The organism is Streptococcus pluranimalium (assembly GCF_047785705.1).
Classification (GTDB): domain Bacteria; phylum Bacillota; class Bacilli; order Lactobacillales; family Streptococcaceae; genus Streptococcus; species Streptococcus pluranimalium_A.
The window spans coordinates 1-15658 of record NZ_JBLOJV010000022.1; the positions used below are offsets into that span (position 1 = coordinate 1).

The following is a 15658-nucleotide window of genomic DNA, read 5'->3' on the forward strand; positions in this document are numbered from 1 at the left end:
GAAAACGTCGGGACGACGAAGCTTAACCCCTCATTAAGTTAGCTACTTTAGCTATCCTTAGATCAATAATCAAATGATTCAAAGATGTCAGCTAAGCTCTAGCTTTCCATATTGAGAATAAGACCCATTCCTAATCAAACAGGAATGGGTTTTGTTGCGTTTGATCTTAGTATGTTTGTCAACTGTAGTGAGTTGATGAAAAGCTAACACCTGGAGTCTGGGACAAAAGTCATCCTTATTAAAGCAAAAAGCAACGGTTTTGATGCCGTTGCTTTTTGCATTGAAGAGATAGTCTTGATAAAATATATAGCGAAATGAAATTAAAATAGTGCATTTATAATATAATAGTTTTATGGCATATTCATTAGATTTTCGTAAAAAAGTTCTCGCCTAATGTAAGTGAACAGGTAGTATCACAGAAGCATCAGATGTTTTCCAAATCTCACGAAATACCATTTATGGCTGGTTAAAACTAAAAGAGAAAACAGGGTTCGATACTTATTTTTATCGAGAATACAGTCGCTCATTAAGATGTCAATTGATAAAAGGTAAAATATTTGGAAAAAAGTATCAGAGGATTTCTTTGGTTGCAGGGCTGATAAATGGTGAGATAATCGCTCCGATGACTTATGAAGAGACAATGACGAGCGACTTTTTTGAAGCCTGGTTTCAGAAATTTCTGTTGCCAACCTTAAGCACACCATCAGTTATGATTATGGATAATGTAAGATTCCATAGAATGAGTAGGCTAGAACTCTTATGTGAAGAGTATGGCCATAAACTTTTACCACTTCCTCCATACTCACCGGAACTTAACCCTATCGAAAAGTCTTGGGCAAACCTCAAGAAAAAAGTGACGGAACTATTCCCAGAGTATCAGACAATTGATGAGTGTTTAAATCGTGTTTTTTAAAGTGGAATGACTATAGTATAAGGAATCTGAAAGCAGCCGTGAGATAGATTGATGAATGCTTATCTATTCTATCCGACATTCTTTTTGATGTCCTTATGACTGTTGGTTAGTTGGTCTTCGTTTGGCAAAATCCACAAACCTAAATTTATCTAATTTATGACGGCTTTCGGTAAATTGAAATTGCTCTCCATTGGTTAAAAAGACCTTGGATTTGACCGAAACAACATGATGCTCACCTGCTAGATCTAAAAGAATGCTGTCCTGCTGGTTGCTTTGATCAATGGTAATCTCTTTTTGAGCTAAGTCAATTAGAAGGTGGAGGTGATTTTCGAGATAATCGTAGATAGAGTGCTTGGCGATGTCTCGATCAATGACAGGAACTAGATTTGTCAGCAAATAATCAATGTCAAGAACTGAAGCCACATTGTCCATGACCCTTTGACGAGTGATTCGCCAGACGTGGCTTCTAAGGGGAAATCCAGTTAGTTTTGATAGTTTCTCGTCAACAATCAGTTTGTCAATAGCGATGACGTTGGTCATGGTTTCCATCTCTTGTGCCTGTGTAATTTCTTGAAAGCTAGTTAGAGCTGACACGGGGAAATTGATACGTTCGTGCTTAATGACTCGAGAGCCGCTACCTTGTTTTTTCTGAATCAAGCCATGTTGAACCAAGAGTTTTAGGGCTTTTCGGATAGTATCGCGGCTGACACCAAACCTTTGCCCCAGTATTTCTTCGCTTGGAAGGAAATCATTGACCTGATAAAGGCCTTGATTGATGTCGGTTTCTAATTGCTGAAAGACGTGTTCATATTTTTTCATGAGATGGGTTATCCTTAATTTGTCTACTTTTTTACAGACAAGACACCTTATTTTAACAAAAATTACCCTTAAAATCACCAAACAACTTGCCTACAACTATGAAAACGATTACAATTTCTTTGTAAATAAATTTATCTACGTTTTCAAAAATATCTGGAGCAATCCAAGTAAACCTCAAAGGAGTTTGATTCAAATGGGAAAATTTGACGCTCAAGCTAAGACTCTCTTAGCTGCCATCGGTGGCAAGGAGAACATCAAGGCTGTCACACACTGTGCGACACGCCTGCGCTTTGTTTTGGCTGATAATAGTAAGGCTAATATCGCCGACATCGAAAAGATTTCAGCGGTCAAGGGAACCTTTACCAACGCAGGGCAATTTCAAGTGATTATTGGTAACGACGTGCCTCTTTTCTACAATGACTTCACAGCTGTTTCTGGCATTGAAGGTGTTTCTAAAGAGGCTGCTAAGTCAGCAGCCAAAAGCAACCAAAATCCACTTCAACGTGTCATGACCATGTTGGCTGAGATTTTCACACCGATTATTCCAGCCATCATCGTTGGTGGTTTGATTCTTGGCTTTCGTAATGTTTTAGAGTCAGTCGGTATGCCATGGTTGGGACAGCAGATTGTTGATGGGGCTAAAGTTTTTGATACAGATGGCAATCCGGTGTGGAACACCATCACCATGGTTTCGCCATTTTGGAATGGGGTTAACCATTTCTTGTGGTTGCCAGGTGAGGCTATCTTTCATTTCTTACCGGTAGGGATCACGTGGTCCGTTGCTCGTAAAATGGGAACGACACAAATCCTTGGTATCGTTCTTGGTATTTGTTTGGTATCACCACAACTGCTCAATGCTTATGCTGTGGGAAGCACACCAGCTGCTGATATTGCTAAAGACTGGGTTTGGAACTTCGGTGCCTTTAGCATCAATCGAATCGGTTATCAGGCGCAAGTGATTCCTGCTCTCTTAGCTGGGCTTAGCTTGTCATACCTTGAAATCTTCTGGCGTAAACGCATTCCAGAAATGGTCTCAATGATTTTCGTACCGTTCCTATCCCTACTTCCAGCTCTTATCTTGGCACACACTGTCTTGGGACCACTAGGATGGACTATCGGTAAAGGCATTTCATTTGTGGTACTGGCTGGTCTGACAGGTCCTGTTAAATGGCTCTTTGGTGCTATTTTTGGTGCCCTTTATGCCCCACTTGTCATCACTGGTCTTCACCACATGACCAACGCCATCGATACGCAGTTGATTGCGGATACAGCCTCTAAAACAACGGGTCTCTGGCCAATGATTGCTCTCTCAAACATGGCACAAGGTTCAGCGGTATTAGCTTACTTCTTCATGAACCGTAAAAATGAACGCGAAGCTGAAATCTCACTTCCAGCGGCGATCTCAGCCTACCTTGGCGTCACTGAGCCAGCCCTCTTTGTGGTTAATGTCAAGTACGTTTACCCATTCGTCGCAGGGATGATTGGTTCAGGACTTGCAGGTCTCTTGTCAACGACCATGAACGTTCAAGCTAATGCGATTGGTGTTGGTGGTATTCCTGGTTTCCTTGCTATCAATGTAAAATACATGGTGCCATTCTTTATCTGTATGGCAGTTGCCCTGATTGTGCCATTTGTCTTGACGGTTGCCTTTCGTAAAGCTAACTTTCTGACAAAAGCTGAAGACGAAAAATTGGCTTCGCAAGCAGCAACAGCATCTGTAGAGCCTGTTTTTGTCGAAGCAGCCAATGCCAAATCGCCTCTATCTATCTTAAGTCCTTTGACTGGAGAGGTAAAACCACTTTCTGAGGCAGTCGATCCTGTATTTGCTCAAGGTGCTATGGGACAAGGTGTCCTGATTGAACCATCTGAAGGTGAGCTGGTAGCTCCTGGTTCAGGCACTATCTCAGTGCTTTTCCCATCAAAACATGCTGTTGGTCTTGTAACTGATGAGGGTATGGAGATGCTCATCCATATTGGCATGGATACGGTCAATCTTGATGGTCAAGGCTTCACAGCTCATGTCGCAAAAGGTGATAGAGTTGAAGCTGGTGACCGACTGATTTCATTTGCTATAGAGCAGATTAAAGCGGCTGGCTATCCCGTTGAAACACCCGTCATTGTGACCAATCATGATGGTTATAATGTTGAGTACGTAGGCACTCTGCCACGTCATATCTCTCGAGGAACTCATCTCCTAACAGCAAGAGCTACTAAATAAGATGTTGACAAAGACAAATAAGATAGGTGCTGAGATACGTTTCAGCACTTATTCTTTATCAGCTAATCCATTAAGAAAGGACAATCATGGCAATCGACAAACGTAAGGTTGTTTACCAAATTTATCCAAAATCATTTAAAGACACGACAGGTAGTGGTACTGGTGACCTCAATGGGGTTACTGAGAATTTGTCATACCTTAAAGAGCTAGGAATTGATATGATCTGGCTTAATCCTTTTTATCCAAGTCCCCAACGTGATAATGGTTATGATGTCGCTGATTATACAGCGGTCAATCCAGATTTTGGGACTATGGCGGATTTTGAAGCCATGATTGCACGTGGCAAAGAATTGGGTATCGACTTTATGCTGGATATGGTGCTCAACCACTGTTCGACAGAGCATGAATGGTTCCAAAAAGCCTTGGCAGGTGACCAATATTATCAAAATTTCTTTATCTTACGCGATGAGCCGACGGACTGGCTGTCTAAGTTTGGTGGCAATGCTTGGGCGCCATTTGGGGATACTGGTAAGTACTATCTTCATCTCTTTGATGTCACTCAAGCTGATTTGAACTGGCGTAATCCAAACGTCCGTGAAGAACTCTTTAAAGTTGTAAAATTCTGGCAAGACAAGGGTGTTAAGGGCTTTCGTTTTGATGTGATTAACTTGATTGGTAAGGATGAAGTCCTCGAAGATTGCCCAATCAATGACGGTAAGCCAGCCTATACTGACCGTCCAATCACTCACAACTATCTCCATGAACTCAACCAAGCTAGCTTTGGTCAGGATGATTCCTTCATGACAGTCGGTGAAATGTCAGCGACAACAGTGGAAAATTGTATCCTGTACACCGCGCCAGAGCGTGAAGAATTGTCCATGGCTTTTAATTTCCATCATCTCAAGGTGGATTATCAAGATGGGCAAAAATGGACCATCATGGATTTTGACTTTGATGCTTTACGAACCCTTTTCCATACATGGGGTGAAGGCATGAGTAAAGGCAATGGCTGGAATGCTCTTTTCTACAATAATCATGATCAACCACGCGCCCTTAACCGTTTTGTAGATGTGGATCATTTCCGTAATGAAGGGGCGACCATGCTGGCTGCTTCTATCCATTTATCACGTGGAACACCCTATATCTATATGGGTGAAGAAATCGGAATGATCGATCCAGACTTTGACTCAATGGCTGACTATGTGGATGTTGAAAGTCTCAATGCCTACCAAATCATGCTCGATGACGGTAAAACACCAGAAGAAGCATTTGCCATTATCAAAGCCAAATCACGTGACAACTCCCGTACACCAATGCAGTGGGATGCCAGTCCCAATGCTGGATTTACCACAGGGATACCATGGCTAAAAGCCGGGAAATCCTACAAAGACATTAACGTGGCCAAGGAAAAAGAAGGTATCATCTTCAAATTCTATCAAGACTTGATTAAACTTCGTAAAGAATTACCGATTATAGCTGAAGGAGACTATCAAGCAGCCTTTTCAGCTCACGATAAGGTCTATGCTTTTGAGCGTTTCTTGGATCAGGACAAGCTATTGGTGTTGAATAACTTTTTTACGGAAGAAGTAACCCTAGAGTTGCCGCCACCTTATCACAACGGTCAAGTGTTGATCAGTAACTACGAGGTGTCACCTGTGTCCGATAGCCTGACATTAAAACCCTATCAAACCCTAGCGATTTTGGCGGGGAAATAGCGTCTTTGACAAAACTCTAACCACTAAAAAAAACGAACAAAGATTATCTCTTATTGCATTGAAAGAGTATCTTTGTTCGTTTTTATAGGCAGTTTATTAGACAATCAGGTTGCATCATATTATTTTTCTAAACTACAGTTACTTGAATTAAGATTAGGACATCGATGAATCATTTTGATAAACGCTAATACTGTTAGCTATTCTATACTTTGTCCTAATCTATTTTCAATCCACTATAATTTTTTTATTCCAGATTCTTTTAATTAGACTGTGCTCAATCTTAAATGGAGGAAGAAACCGATCAATAATAAGACTGATAAGGCTATAGCAACTGTCACAATACCTAGACTGCTCGCAATAGCTACCCCAGCTAAAGATAAAACAGATGGTAGTATCATGGTTACTAAGGAGATTGCTGATTGAACAGATCCTATAGCTTTTTCTGGTATCAGAGACAAAATCATTTCTTGTAGGCGCGGTGTTAGCGTACCACCCATGAAAGCACTAGCCATAGTACCTAACAAAATGTAGAAGAACTGTTGAGAGAAAAATCCAAGTACAATCATCATTTCCGCCATGAGACAAAGAAGCATATGGGATTTAAGAGACATTTTTAAAGAAACGTAACGACTCAATAGGCTACCAATAATTAAGCTAGTCATACTAATAACGACCAGGGCTGCTAAGGCTTCTCCGGTTTTCAGATTTAGGAAAGGCTTAGCAGTCAGTAAGAGCGTGCTGATAGGTGGCAGCATGGTTAAGACGGCTTGTAAAATGGCGACTACCCAAAGCAATACCATAACAGTTTTCAAACTTAACAAATACGTGATCGATTCGACCAAATGTTGTCTAAAATTCTCGACATTTAAAGGTTTTTCCATTTCTAAACCGATCTCAAGTGCTGAAAGATGTCCTTTGATCAACAAGATACCAAGAAAAGCAAATAAGAAGGTCACGACATTAAACCAAGTGATGACTGCAATATCAAAGAAACCGAGTAGAATCCCACCGCCAAGATTTCCTAAAACGCGTGTCAAGGCACTCGTTGCCTGTCGAAAACCAAGAGCTTGATTCATATTATCAGTAATGAGGCGGGTGTAAATAGGGGTCAAAAGAGATCCTGCAAAAAATCCCAGCGTATCTGATATAAGGTTAATCAGACAGATTAAGACTACTGAAAGTAAACTAAAGCGTGTGCTCATCAAGATAAGAGCGGCGATACTATAGAGGATGATTTTTACGAAGCTGATAAGGGTATACTTAGCCATGCGATTTTTTTGAAAATCAGCGATGACTCCCCCAAAGAACTGTAATAGTTGAGGGATGGTCTCTGATAAGGTAATCAGAAAAACAGCTAAGGGTGCAAAGGCGTAGGATGAGACATAGTTGATAAAAGCAAGGTAAAAAAAGGTATCCCCAATGCCTGATATCCACTCGTTAAGTGTCAGTTGCCTGAAAGTTGCATTTTTTATAAATAGGTGCATTGTTATATTCCTCAATTCCTTAATTCAAAAGGGAAACCATATCCAAGAAGTCTGTTGATGTTTTAACCCATTATAAGGCATATAGACTTCTTGGTCAAGGTTTTTAGAGAAAATTCTAAACATTTATAAAAATTCTAAAATGGCGATCGCTTACCTAACAATGAGAAATCATTGACATTTCAAATAAACTAACCTATGCTATAATGAGATGTGCAAAAACCACGTATAGACTAAACGACAAAACCTAAGATAGCCAAGGAGTTCATCAAGGTAGGTCAAAACGCTATGGTTTTGGTTTTTAAGCGTATGAATCACAATCAAGGTTAGAAAAGGACTGACATGTTACGCCAACTACAATTAACTTATATCAATAATAAAAATAGCATTCGAATGATTAGTTTCAGTCTAATCTCCGTTTTGTTACTGATGCTGACATGGGTGTTTGACTATGGTTATCCTGTCTTGAAGATATACCTCCCCCAAGCCATCCTTCTCTCAAAAGAAGTATCGACCTCTTTTTTGTCTAACCTATCAGGGGTTTTTCTCACAGTTACAACCCTCACCTTTACGACGATTTTGACGATTTTAAACCACTATGCGTCAGCTTTTTCGCCCCGTATCTTGCAAGATTTTATTGAAAAAACCAATGTCTTGAGCTTGTTTGGGATCTTCATTGGTGGCTTTTTTTACACGGTTTGGGCTCTCTTTTTCATGAGCAATCTGTCTGACAATGTCATGATGGTTTCTGGAACGATCGGTGTTTTCTATGCCGTGGCTTCGATGATTGCCTTTATTTTATTTGTTCGGCGTGTGTTAAAGGATATTAGGGTGGATAGTGTCATTGACACCATTTATCGTAAAGCTTATGATTTGGTTAATCAAGAAGCCGAAGCGCGTAAGCAATCCGAACGTTACAATCCAGATGATATTGTAGAAGGCATCCAGATTTACGGACAGTCGACGGGCTATCTTTACGAAGTCGACACCGAGTCCTTAAAGAAAACCTTGAGCAATATTCGCTGTGAGCTGGTCATCACCAAGAAAATTGGCGAATACATTCCCAAAGGCATGTATATTGCGACCTTAAATATTTTTAAAGAAAACAAGATGACCAAAGATCAGAAGTTAGAGTTGGTTAAGGCGGTTTCAGATGCCTTGATTATCAATATTGCAAAGAATGACCAGGCTGACTATCATCTGGAAATCAGCTACCTGATCGAGATTGCTCTTAGAGGGCTTAGCCCAGGGATTAACGATCCCAACACTGTAGTGACCTGTATTGACAAGCTGGGATTGCTGCTTGGCCGACTGTTTTCTAGCCGTAATCATTTCTTGGTATTGGCGTCTGATGATACGACTAAAATCATCTATAAATCTTACTCAGTTGAAGAAGAGATGTACTTGACCTTCAACCAAATCCTTTTTTATGGCAAGGGTGAGCCAGCCATGTCAAGGGTTATTCTAGAGAATATCTATATGATTTACATGATCTCAGACGACTCCGCTCGTTCTGAAGTGAAACGATTCTTTAACTACGCCTATGACATCTGCTACAATGCCTTAGAAAGTGACTTGGACAAGAAAAAACTAGAAGAAATCAAGGACGATTTCACCCATAATCGTGACCAACAATCAGACCAAGAAACCCTTAGAGAGTCAGAATAACCTTTTCTGCTAAACGATCTAAATAGCTAAAAACTGCTCCTGTTATCACGACCTTCCCAAATCCAATCAACGATCTCAAGTCAAAGAGTGAAAAGTCACTCTTTTTTTGTTACAATAGCATCTAATGATAGTTGACCTATCTAGTCACACAAAAGATACAAGGAGAAATGAATGACACGATTACAAGATGATTTTTTTGATGCCATCAATGGCGAATGGGAAAAAACAGCCGTTATTCCTGATGACAAGCCTCGAACAGGCGGTTTTTCAGACTTGGCAGATGAGATCGAAGACCTGATGCTAGAAACAACGGATGAGTGGTTGGCTGGCAAAAATCTGCCAGAAGGAGATGTTTTGGCTAATTTTGTCAAATTCCACAAGTTAGTGGCTGACTACGATGCGCGTGATAAAGCAGGGACAGAGCCTGTTCAAGCGCTCATCAAAGAGTATCAAGACCTCACATCCTTTGAAGCATTTGCAGGACGTATGGGTAACTGCGAGATGGAAGGCAAACCAAATCTCTTGCCCTTTGGTGTAGCCCCAGACTTTATGGATGCTCAGACCAATGTCCTCTGGGCTTACGCTCCTAGCCTAATTCTGCCTGATACGACCTACTACCAAGATGGCAATGATAAAGGAGAAGAACTGCTAGCTCTCTGGCGTCAATCACAGGAAGCCTTATTACCTCAATTTGGCTTTTCAGACCAAGACATCAAAGACATGCTAGATAAGATGATTGCATTGGACGCTAAACTAGCGAACTATGTCCTCTCAAGCGAAGAGTCGGCGGAATATGCCAAACTCTACCACCCCTATCATTGGGATGAATTCACTAAGCTAGTGCCAGAACTGCCTTTGGATGCTATCTTTACCGACATTCTGGGGCAAATTCCAGATAAGGTTATTGTCCCAGAAGAGCGTTTTTGGACAGAGTTTGCTTCAACTTATTATTCTAAGGACAACTGGGAAAACCTCAAGGCGGAGTTGGTTTACAGTGCAGCCACTGCCTTTAATGCCTACTTAACAGATGAGATTCGTGTCCTATCAGGAGCTTACAGTCGTGCCCTTTCAGGAACACCACAAGCCATGGACAAGAAAAAAGCAGCCTTTCATTTGGCACAAGGCCCATTCAATCAGGCCTTGGGACTCTGGTATGCTGGTGAAAAATTCTCACCTGAAGCCAAAGCAGACGTTGAAGCTAAGGTAGCCACCATGATCGAGGTTTACAAAGACCGCTTGAGCAACAACACTTGGTTGCAAAAAGAAACTATCGACAAGGCTATCACTAAACTTAACGTCATCACCCCACACATCGGTTACCTTGAAAAATTACCAGAAACCTATGCTAAGAAAGTGATTGATGAAAACCTATCATTGGTGGAAAACGCTAAGAACTTGGCTAAGATTTCTATCGCTCATTCTTGGAGTAAGTGGAATAAGCCAGTGGATCGTGACGAGTGGCACATGCCTGCCCACATGGTCAATGCTTACTACGATCCGCAACAAAACCAAATCGTCTTTCCAGCTGCGATTTTACAAGCACCGTTTTATAGCTTAGAGCAGTCTTCATCAGCCAACTATGGAGGCATCGGAGCTGTGATTGCCCACGAGATTTCACACGCTTTTGATACCAACGGTGCTTCCTTCGACGAGCATGGCAGCCTCAATGACTGGTGGACAGAAAAAGACTATGCTGCCTTCAAAGAACTAACTGATAAGGTCGTTGCTCAGTTTGATGGGGTACCTTTTGCTGGAGGCAAGGCTAATGGGAAATTAACCGTATCAGAGAATGTGGCAGACCTTGGTGGCCTAGCAGCCGCACTTGAAGCGGCTAAAAAAGAAAGTGACTTCTCAGCCGAAGATTACTTTACTAACTTTGCTAAAATCTGGCGTATCAAGGCACGTGAAGAATACTTGCAACTGCTATTATCAGTGGATGTCCATGCCCCAGGCAAACTCCGTACCAACGTCCAGCTACCAAACTTCGCTGACTTCTTAACCACCTTTGACGTCAAAGAAGGCGACGGCATGTGGCGTGACCCAGCCGATCGCATCCTTATTTGGTAGGATTGAGACAAGATATTAGGTTCACAAAAATACACCATGATGACGCTTTGATTTTGAGTAGCCATCATCAAAAAAAGATAGGTTCGTTATCCTATCTTTTTTAGTCACTAAAGTCAAAACACTTGAGCCTTCTACACTTGATACGCTTTAAACATCAAGAGTGGGTTCTTGACTTGTTTTGATACCCCATGGCGTATCTTATTTAGCTTAGATTGATTTTTGTCACGTATCAATCAACTGGAGTGCTCATCAAGTTGTTTTCAAAAGGTCGTGGATTGTGGTATGATGAAGAATGGAAAAAGTGAGGTCATTATGAAAAAAGCATTATTAGTCATCAATCCCAGTGCAGGAGGAGAAAAGGCTAAGCACTATCGACACGCGGCTACTGCAAAGCTAGCATCGTATTTTGATGAGGTGGAGGTCAAGGAGACTCAAAAAGGTGGTGATGCTCGTGATTTTGCGAGAGCTGCCGCTAAAGAAAAGATTGACAGTGTCTTTGTCATGGGCGGTGATGGAACGGTCAATGAGGGGATTAGTGGTTTGGCAGAGCAAGACTACCGACCAAAATTTGGTTTCTTTCCACTTGGAACGGTCAATGATTTAGCACGTGCCTTGGATATCCCCATCAATCCACAAGAAGCCATTGATGCCCTTGATTTTGAACATACGAAACCTTTGGATATTGGAAAAATCAATGATCATTATTTCATGAATGTCATTGCCATTGGGGTTATTCCTGAGGCTGTTCGAGATGTGTCAGCTGAGGACAAAACCAAGTTTGGTAAGATGGCTTACCTCATCTCAGGGCTTAAAAAAATCGTCCAGAATGAAACCTATGCCTTTGCCTTAGAGGTGGATGGTGAAGAAATTTTGGTCGAATCAACAACACTGTTAATAGGTCTTACCAACTCCATAGGAGGTCATGAGAATTTCTTGCCTGATGCAGAGGTTAATGATGGTCTCCTGCATCTGGTTTATCTCAAAGACAGTAACCTCTTGGAATCCATCAAGGCTATCCCAAGCCTCGTGCAAGGAGTTACCGACTCCAATCAAAGCATTGGCTATCGCACTTTTGAAAAGGCCCATATTGCTTTGACCAACAAGCATTCTCTGGGGACTAATGTTGATGGGGATGAGGGTGATGATTTACCAGTTGACGTGACGATTTTACCCTCTCACCTAACGGTTTATAGCGGTAGATAGTAAAAACCCCTCGTTTGGTGATTATACCAAATGAGGGGTTTAAGTATGGCTTATCTGATAGCTATTATGATACGAGAGTTTTTGTTTCCAGATTAGTTGTTAGCTCAAGGTCTTTTTCACGTAGACGATGGTAGAAAATAGATTCTATAGCAGTTATATAGGGGAGGGTATAAATAGCAGCTAAACCGCAAGTGAAAAAGGTTAGGAGATGCCAGCCGATAAGGCTTAGTTTAAGTTTCAAGAGTTCTAAAACATGCCCTTTCATGAGGCGCTTGCTTTCTCGGATCGCAGCTAAAGCCCCCTGATAACGATTTTCTCTCACTTGATCATAGATGACAAACACTGTCTGAGAGTAATGAAATGATTGGCGTAGAAATAATATTAGACTAGGGATAAGTATTAAAAGTCCAACCAAGGCCATGATCAGTAAGGGAAAGCCGTATCTTAATTCTGTGTCAACAACCCACACCAATAAAAAAGGAATAACTAAAACAATTCCGATGGACATCATGATAGAAACAGGTATTAGCAGTAAGCTTTGGATCCACGAGGTTAGAAGCAATTTGACAAAACGTTTGCCAGAAAAAACGAGTGTTAGATCATGGAAAGTCACTGTTTGACGTTCCTTTCGGATGACTTCAAGTATGGCAAAGAAGGCTGAAATGCTGAAGAAATCAAGCGAGTAAAAGACAATTCTTGGAAATAGACCTACTCCAAAATCTCCGTCTTCTACCCCGGTGTCTGTAAAAAGCTGAAAGAACTCTTTGAAGACAATGCTGAAGTTGACAATGGTTAAAATAATCGGTAGCGCAAAAAGAGCATACTTACCAGATAAGCCTTTTAGCAGGGCCTTTGCTTCTTGTTTGATAGTTGGCATGATTTTCTCCAGTCTGATGTTAAGATGACTTTTGGGTACATTATACCACAAATCATAAGAAACTAAAATGACGTGTCAACTTTACTGGATTACTCTTATTTTAGAAATACCAGACTTATCGGAAGAAGTAACTGACATCTGTCAGGTTATTTGGTAAAATAGCTAGGTTGACTCATTAAGGGGATGATTTGGAGTCTTACTTTGGCTACCTCAAAATCCTAGTCTTTGATGAGATTTAGTGTTAACACAAGAACGATTGATATAGTGGCTTGATAAAGGCATCAACTAAAGCAAGTCGCTACCAATGAAACTGGCAGTTATCAAAGAACCTGCTGATGCCTAATCGTCATTTCACTGACTACAAAAAACAAGGAGTTATCATGACAGAGCATCCTATCAAATACCGCTTAATCAAGAGGGAAAAACATACTGGCGCCCGTCTGGGAGAGATTGAGACCCCTCATGGCACTTTTTCAACCCCCATGTTTATGCCAGTTGGTACACAGGCAACGGTTAAGACCCAATCGCCAGAAGAGTTGAAACAAATGGGTTCTGGTATCATCCTCTCAAACACCTACCATCTTTGGTTGCGTCCAGGAGATGAGCTTATCGCGCGTGCCGGTGGCTTGCATCAATTTATGAACTGGGATCAGGCGATCCTCACAGACTCTGGTGGTTTTCAGGTTTATTCCCTAGCTGATAGTCGTAATATCACTGAAGAAGGAGTGACTTTTAAGAACCACTTAAATGGCTCTAAAATGTTCCTCTCACCAGAAAAGGCTATTTCGATTCAGAACAATCTTGGTTCGGATATTATGATGAGTTTTGACGAGTGCCCACAGTTTTACCAACCTTATGATTATGTGAAACATTCTATCGAGCGAACCAGTCGCTGGGCGGAACGTGGGCTAAAAGCCCATCGTCGCCCGCACGATCAAGGACTTTTTGGTATTGTGCAGGGGGCTGGCTTTGAGGATCTTCGACGTCAATCAGCTCGGGATCTTGTTGGGATGGATTTTGCCGGCTACTCTATCGGTGGACTTGCCGTTGGTGAGACGCACGAGGAGATGAATGCTGTTCTTGACTTTACGACGCCAATGTTACCTGAGAATAAGCCGCGTTATTTGATGGGTGTCGGCGCACCAGATAGCTTGATTGATGCTGTGATTCGTGGTGTTGATATGTTTGACTGCGTTCTGCCGACACGTATCGCTCGTAACGGGACTTGTATGACTAGCGAGGGGCGTTTGGTGGTTAAAAATGCCCAGTATGCCGAAGATTTCACGCCACTTGATCATCATTGTGATTGTTACACCTGTCAAAACTACACGCGCGCCTACTTGCGCCACCTGATCAAGGCTGATGAGACCTTTGGGATGCGCTTGACCTCCTACCATAATCTCTATTTCTTGATCAATCTGATGAAGCAAGTTCACCAAGCCATCATGGACGATCAGTTACTTGACTTTCGTGAAGACTTTGTGGAACGCTATGGCTACAACCAGTCAAAACGGAATTTCTAACACAGATTGGATGCGCTTTTGCTATCTTGATGATCATTAACCGTTCATCTTTTGTAACCGATAAGGAGAGGCTGGATCATAGGTTCGGTCTCTTTAAGTGATGTTAGAAAAGATCATGGATGTCGGTTGATAGTCTTTAAACATCAAAGCTAGTTCTCTGACTTTCCTTGATGACTCCCAGTTATGCCTTTGACTGGTTGGCGTTTATTCACTCTTACGATGGCATCTAAAAAAGAGTAAACCTTTTTGGGTTATAGAGTTGACACTTTTTAAAAACTCAGCTAAAATGATAGAGCAGATGTTTTGGAAAGAGGTTGTTATGCTGTTTCAGGGGATTGGGCTAGACCAGCAGAGTCGTTGTTGTCACTATCATTCAGCTCTTGATATTGTTTCTCTAAAGTGTGGCATGTGCCAGGCTTACTATGCCTGTTACAAGTGCCATGATGCGATGGAGACACATTCGTTTGAGCCAACTAGGGCTAGTGAGCCTTTTCCGGTTCTTTGTGGTGTTTGCTTGCGTTTTCTGTCTTTATCAGATTATAAATCAAGCGCGTGCCCGTACTGTCAGTCGGCTTTTAACCCTAACTGCCAACGTCATGCTAACATTTATTTTACCTAAGGAGTTTTAAAATGAACCAGACCAAGTCTTTGCTTCACGTTGCTTTAATGGCGGCTTTAATCATCATACTAGGCTTGATGCCTCCAATTCCTTTGGGCTTTATTCCTGTGCCAATTGTGCTTCAAAACATGGGGATCATGCTTGCGGCTTTACTGCTAGGCGCTAAAAAAGGCAGCTTAGCCATCCTTGTTTTTTTGATTTTAGGTTTGTTTTTACCTGTTTTTACGGGTGGTAATACCACTTTTGCTGTTTTGGCAGGTCCCACAGCTGGCTATGTCTTGGCATGGCTTTTAGTGCCAGCTGCATTAGCGGGTTTACGACAGTGTTTCTCGTCTTCTCATCCCTTAGTGATTTTTGGTCTTGTTTGGCTATCAGGGGTTCTGATGGTTGCGGTCATTGGCAGTATTTACCTGTCACATTATACCCATACGCCGTTACTAACCTCGCTCTTATCAAACCTTATCTTTATTCCAGGGGATACCATCAAAGCCCTTATTGCGACCCTTATTGGAACAAAATACCGAAAACAGTTGGGCCTTGATTAGAAAATAGACT

At 41.6% G+C, this 15658-nt stretch carries 12 protein-coding genes; 9 read left to right on the forward strand and 3 right to left on the reverse strand.

Annotation, left to right across the window (positions count from 1 at the left end; all coding sequences use genetic code 11):
- Window positions 1-412: 412 nt before the first annotated feature.
- On the forward strand, window positions 413-913 hold the full coding sequence (locus tag ACMZ6Z_RS06325; protein ID WP_416131750.1) for a transposase: 501 nt from the start codon (window positions 413-415) through the stop codon (window positions 911-913).
- Window positions 914-1006: 93 nt separating this feature from the next.
- Here the strand turns inward: ACMZ6Z_RS06325 and treR are convergent, their stop codons facing one another.
- Complete coding sequence (gene treR, locus ACMZ6Z_RS06330; protein WP_416131734.1) at window positions 1007-1732, reverse strand: trehalose operon repressor; 726 nt, start codon at window positions 1730-1732, stop codon at window positions 1007-1009.
- 193 nt (window positions 1733-1925) lie between these two features.
- On the opposite strand from treR, the gene treP reads away from it, so the two are divergent.
- Both treP and treC read left to right on the forward strand, forming a co-directional pair.
- Window positions 1926-3950: a PTS system trehalose-specific EIIBC component gene (gene treP, locus ACMZ6Z_RS06335; RefSeq protein WP_416131735.1), complete on the forward strand. Its 2025-nt coding sequence runs from the start codon at window positions 1926-1928 to the stop codon at window positions 3948-3950.
- A gap of 86 nt (window positions 3951-4036) precedes the next feature.
- Entirely contained in the window at window positions 4037-5665 is a 1629-nt protein-coding gene (gene treC / locus ACMZ6Z_RS06340) for an alpha,alpha-phosphotrehalase (protein WP_416131736.1), read from the forward strand.
- A gap of 263 nt (window positions 5666-5928) precedes the next feature.
- Here treC and ACMZ6Z_RS06345 read toward each other — a convergent pair whose 3' ends face one another.
- Window positions 5929-7149, reverse strand: a complete 1221-nt coding sequence (locus ACMZ6Z_RS06345; protein WP_416131737.1) for a hypothetical protein — start codon at window positions 7147-7149, stop codon at window positions 5929-5931.
- A gap of 339 nt (window positions 7150-7488) precedes the next feature.
- On the opposite strand from ACMZ6Z_RS06345, the gene ACMZ6Z_RS06350 reads away from it, so the two are divergent.
- The 3 genes from ACMZ6Z_RS06350 (at window position 7489) to ACMZ6Z_RS06360 (ending at window position 12084) form a co-directional block, all read left to right on the forward strand.
- On the forward strand, window positions 7489-8814 hold the full coding sequence (locus tag ACMZ6Z_RS06350; RefSeq protein ID WP_416131738.1) for a DUF2254 family protein: 1326 nt from the start codon (window positions 7489-7491) through the stop codon (window positions 8812-8814).
- 171 nt (window positions 8815-8985) lie between these two features.
- Complete coding sequence (locus ACMZ6Z_RS06355) at window positions 8986-10881, forward strand: M13-type metalloendopeptidase (protein WP_416131739.1); 1896 nt, start codon at window positions 8986-8988, stop codon at window positions 10879-10881.
- Window positions 10882-11193: 312 nt separating this feature from the next.
- Window positions 11194-12084: a diacylglycerol/lipid kinase family protein gene (locus tag ACMZ6Z_RS06360; RefSeq protein ID WP_416131740.1), complete on the forward strand. Its 891-nt coding sequence runs from the start codon at window positions 11194-11196 to the stop codon at window positions 12082-12084.
- A 64-nt stretch (window positions 12085-12148) separates the two neighbouring features.
- Here ACMZ6Z_RS06360 and ACMZ6Z_RS06365 read toward each other — a convergent pair whose 3' ends face one another.
- A complete protein-coding gene (locus ACMZ6Z_RS06365; protein ID WP_416131741.1) occupies window positions 12149-12961 on the reverse strand; it encodes a DUF975 family protein in 813 nt (270 codons plus the stop codon).
- A 380-nt stretch (window positions 12962-13341) separates the two neighbouring features.
- Here ACMZ6Z_RS06365 and tgt point away from each other — a divergent pair, with 380 nt between their 5' ends.
- The 3 genes from tgt to ACMZ6Z_RS06380 all read left to right on the forward strand — a co-directional run bounded on the left by tgt (window position 13342) and on the right by ACMZ6Z_RS06380 (window position 15648).
- Window positions 13342-14484: a tRNA guanosine(34) transglycosylase Tgt gene (gene tgt, locus ACMZ6Z_RS06370; protein ID WP_416131751.1), complete on the forward strand. Its 1143-nt coding sequence runs from the start codon at window positions 13342-13344 to the stop codon at window positions 14482-14484.
- 319 nt (window positions 14485-14803) lie between these two features.
- Window positions 14804-15103 carry a CHY zinc finger protein gene (locus ACMZ6Z_RS06375; RefSeq protein WP_416131752.1) on the forward strand — a complete coding sequence of 100 codons (300 nt, stop codon included), beginning with the start codon at window positions 14804-14806 and terminating at the stop codon, window positions 15101-15103.
- Window positions 15104-15114: 11 nt separating this feature from the next.
- Window positions 15115-15648, forward strand: a complete 534-nt coding sequence (locus ACMZ6Z_RS06380) for a biotin transporter BioY (protein ID WP_416131742.1) — start codon at window positions 15115-15117, stop codon at window positions 15646-15648.
- Window positions 15649-15658: the final 10 nt, after the last annotated feature.

Coding starts and splice junctions, on each gene's coding strand:
- treC (WP_416131736.1), top strand. CDS start 4,037: ATGGCAATCGACAAACGTAAGGTTGTTTACCAAATTTATCCAAAATCA.
- ACMZ6Z_RS06380 (WP_416131742.1), top strand. CDS start 15,115: ATGAACCAGACCAAGTCTTTGCTTCACGTTGCTTTAATGGCGGCTTTA.
- ACMZ6Z_RS06345 (WP_416131737.1), bottom strand. CDS start 7,149: ATGCACCTATTTATAAAAAATGCAACTTTCAGGCAACTGACACTTAAC.
- ACMZ6Z_RS06350 (WP_416131738.1), top strand. CDS start 7,489: ATGTTACGCCAACTACAATTAACTTATATCAATAATAAAAATAGCATT.
- ACMZ6Z_RS06355 (WP_416131739.1), top strand. CDS start 8,986: ATGACACGATTACAAGATGATTTTTTTGATGCCATCAATGGCGAATGG.
- treP (WP_416131735.1), top strand. CDS start 1,926: ATGGGAAAATTTGACGCTCAAGCTAAGACTCTCTTAGCTGCCATCGGT.
- ACMZ6Z_RS06375 (WP_416131752.1), top strand. CDS start 14,804: ATGCTGTTTCAGGGGATTGGGCTAGACCAGCAGAGTCGTTGTTGTCAC.
- ACMZ6Z_RS06360 (WP_416131740.1), top strand. CDS start 11,194: ATGAAAAAAGCATTATTAGTCATCAATCCCAGTGCAGGAGGAGAAAAG.
- ACMZ6Z_RS06365 (WP_416131741.1), bottom strand. CDS start 12,961: ATGCCAACTATCAAACAAGAAGCAAAGGCCCTGCTAAAAGGCTTATCT.
- tgt (WP_416131751.1), top strand. CDS start 13,342: ATGACAGAGCATCCTATCAAATACCGCTTAATCAAGAGGGAAAAACAT.
- treR (WP_416131734.1), bottom strand. CDS start 1,732: ATGAAAAAATATGAACACGTCTTTCAGCAATTAGAAACCGACATCAAT.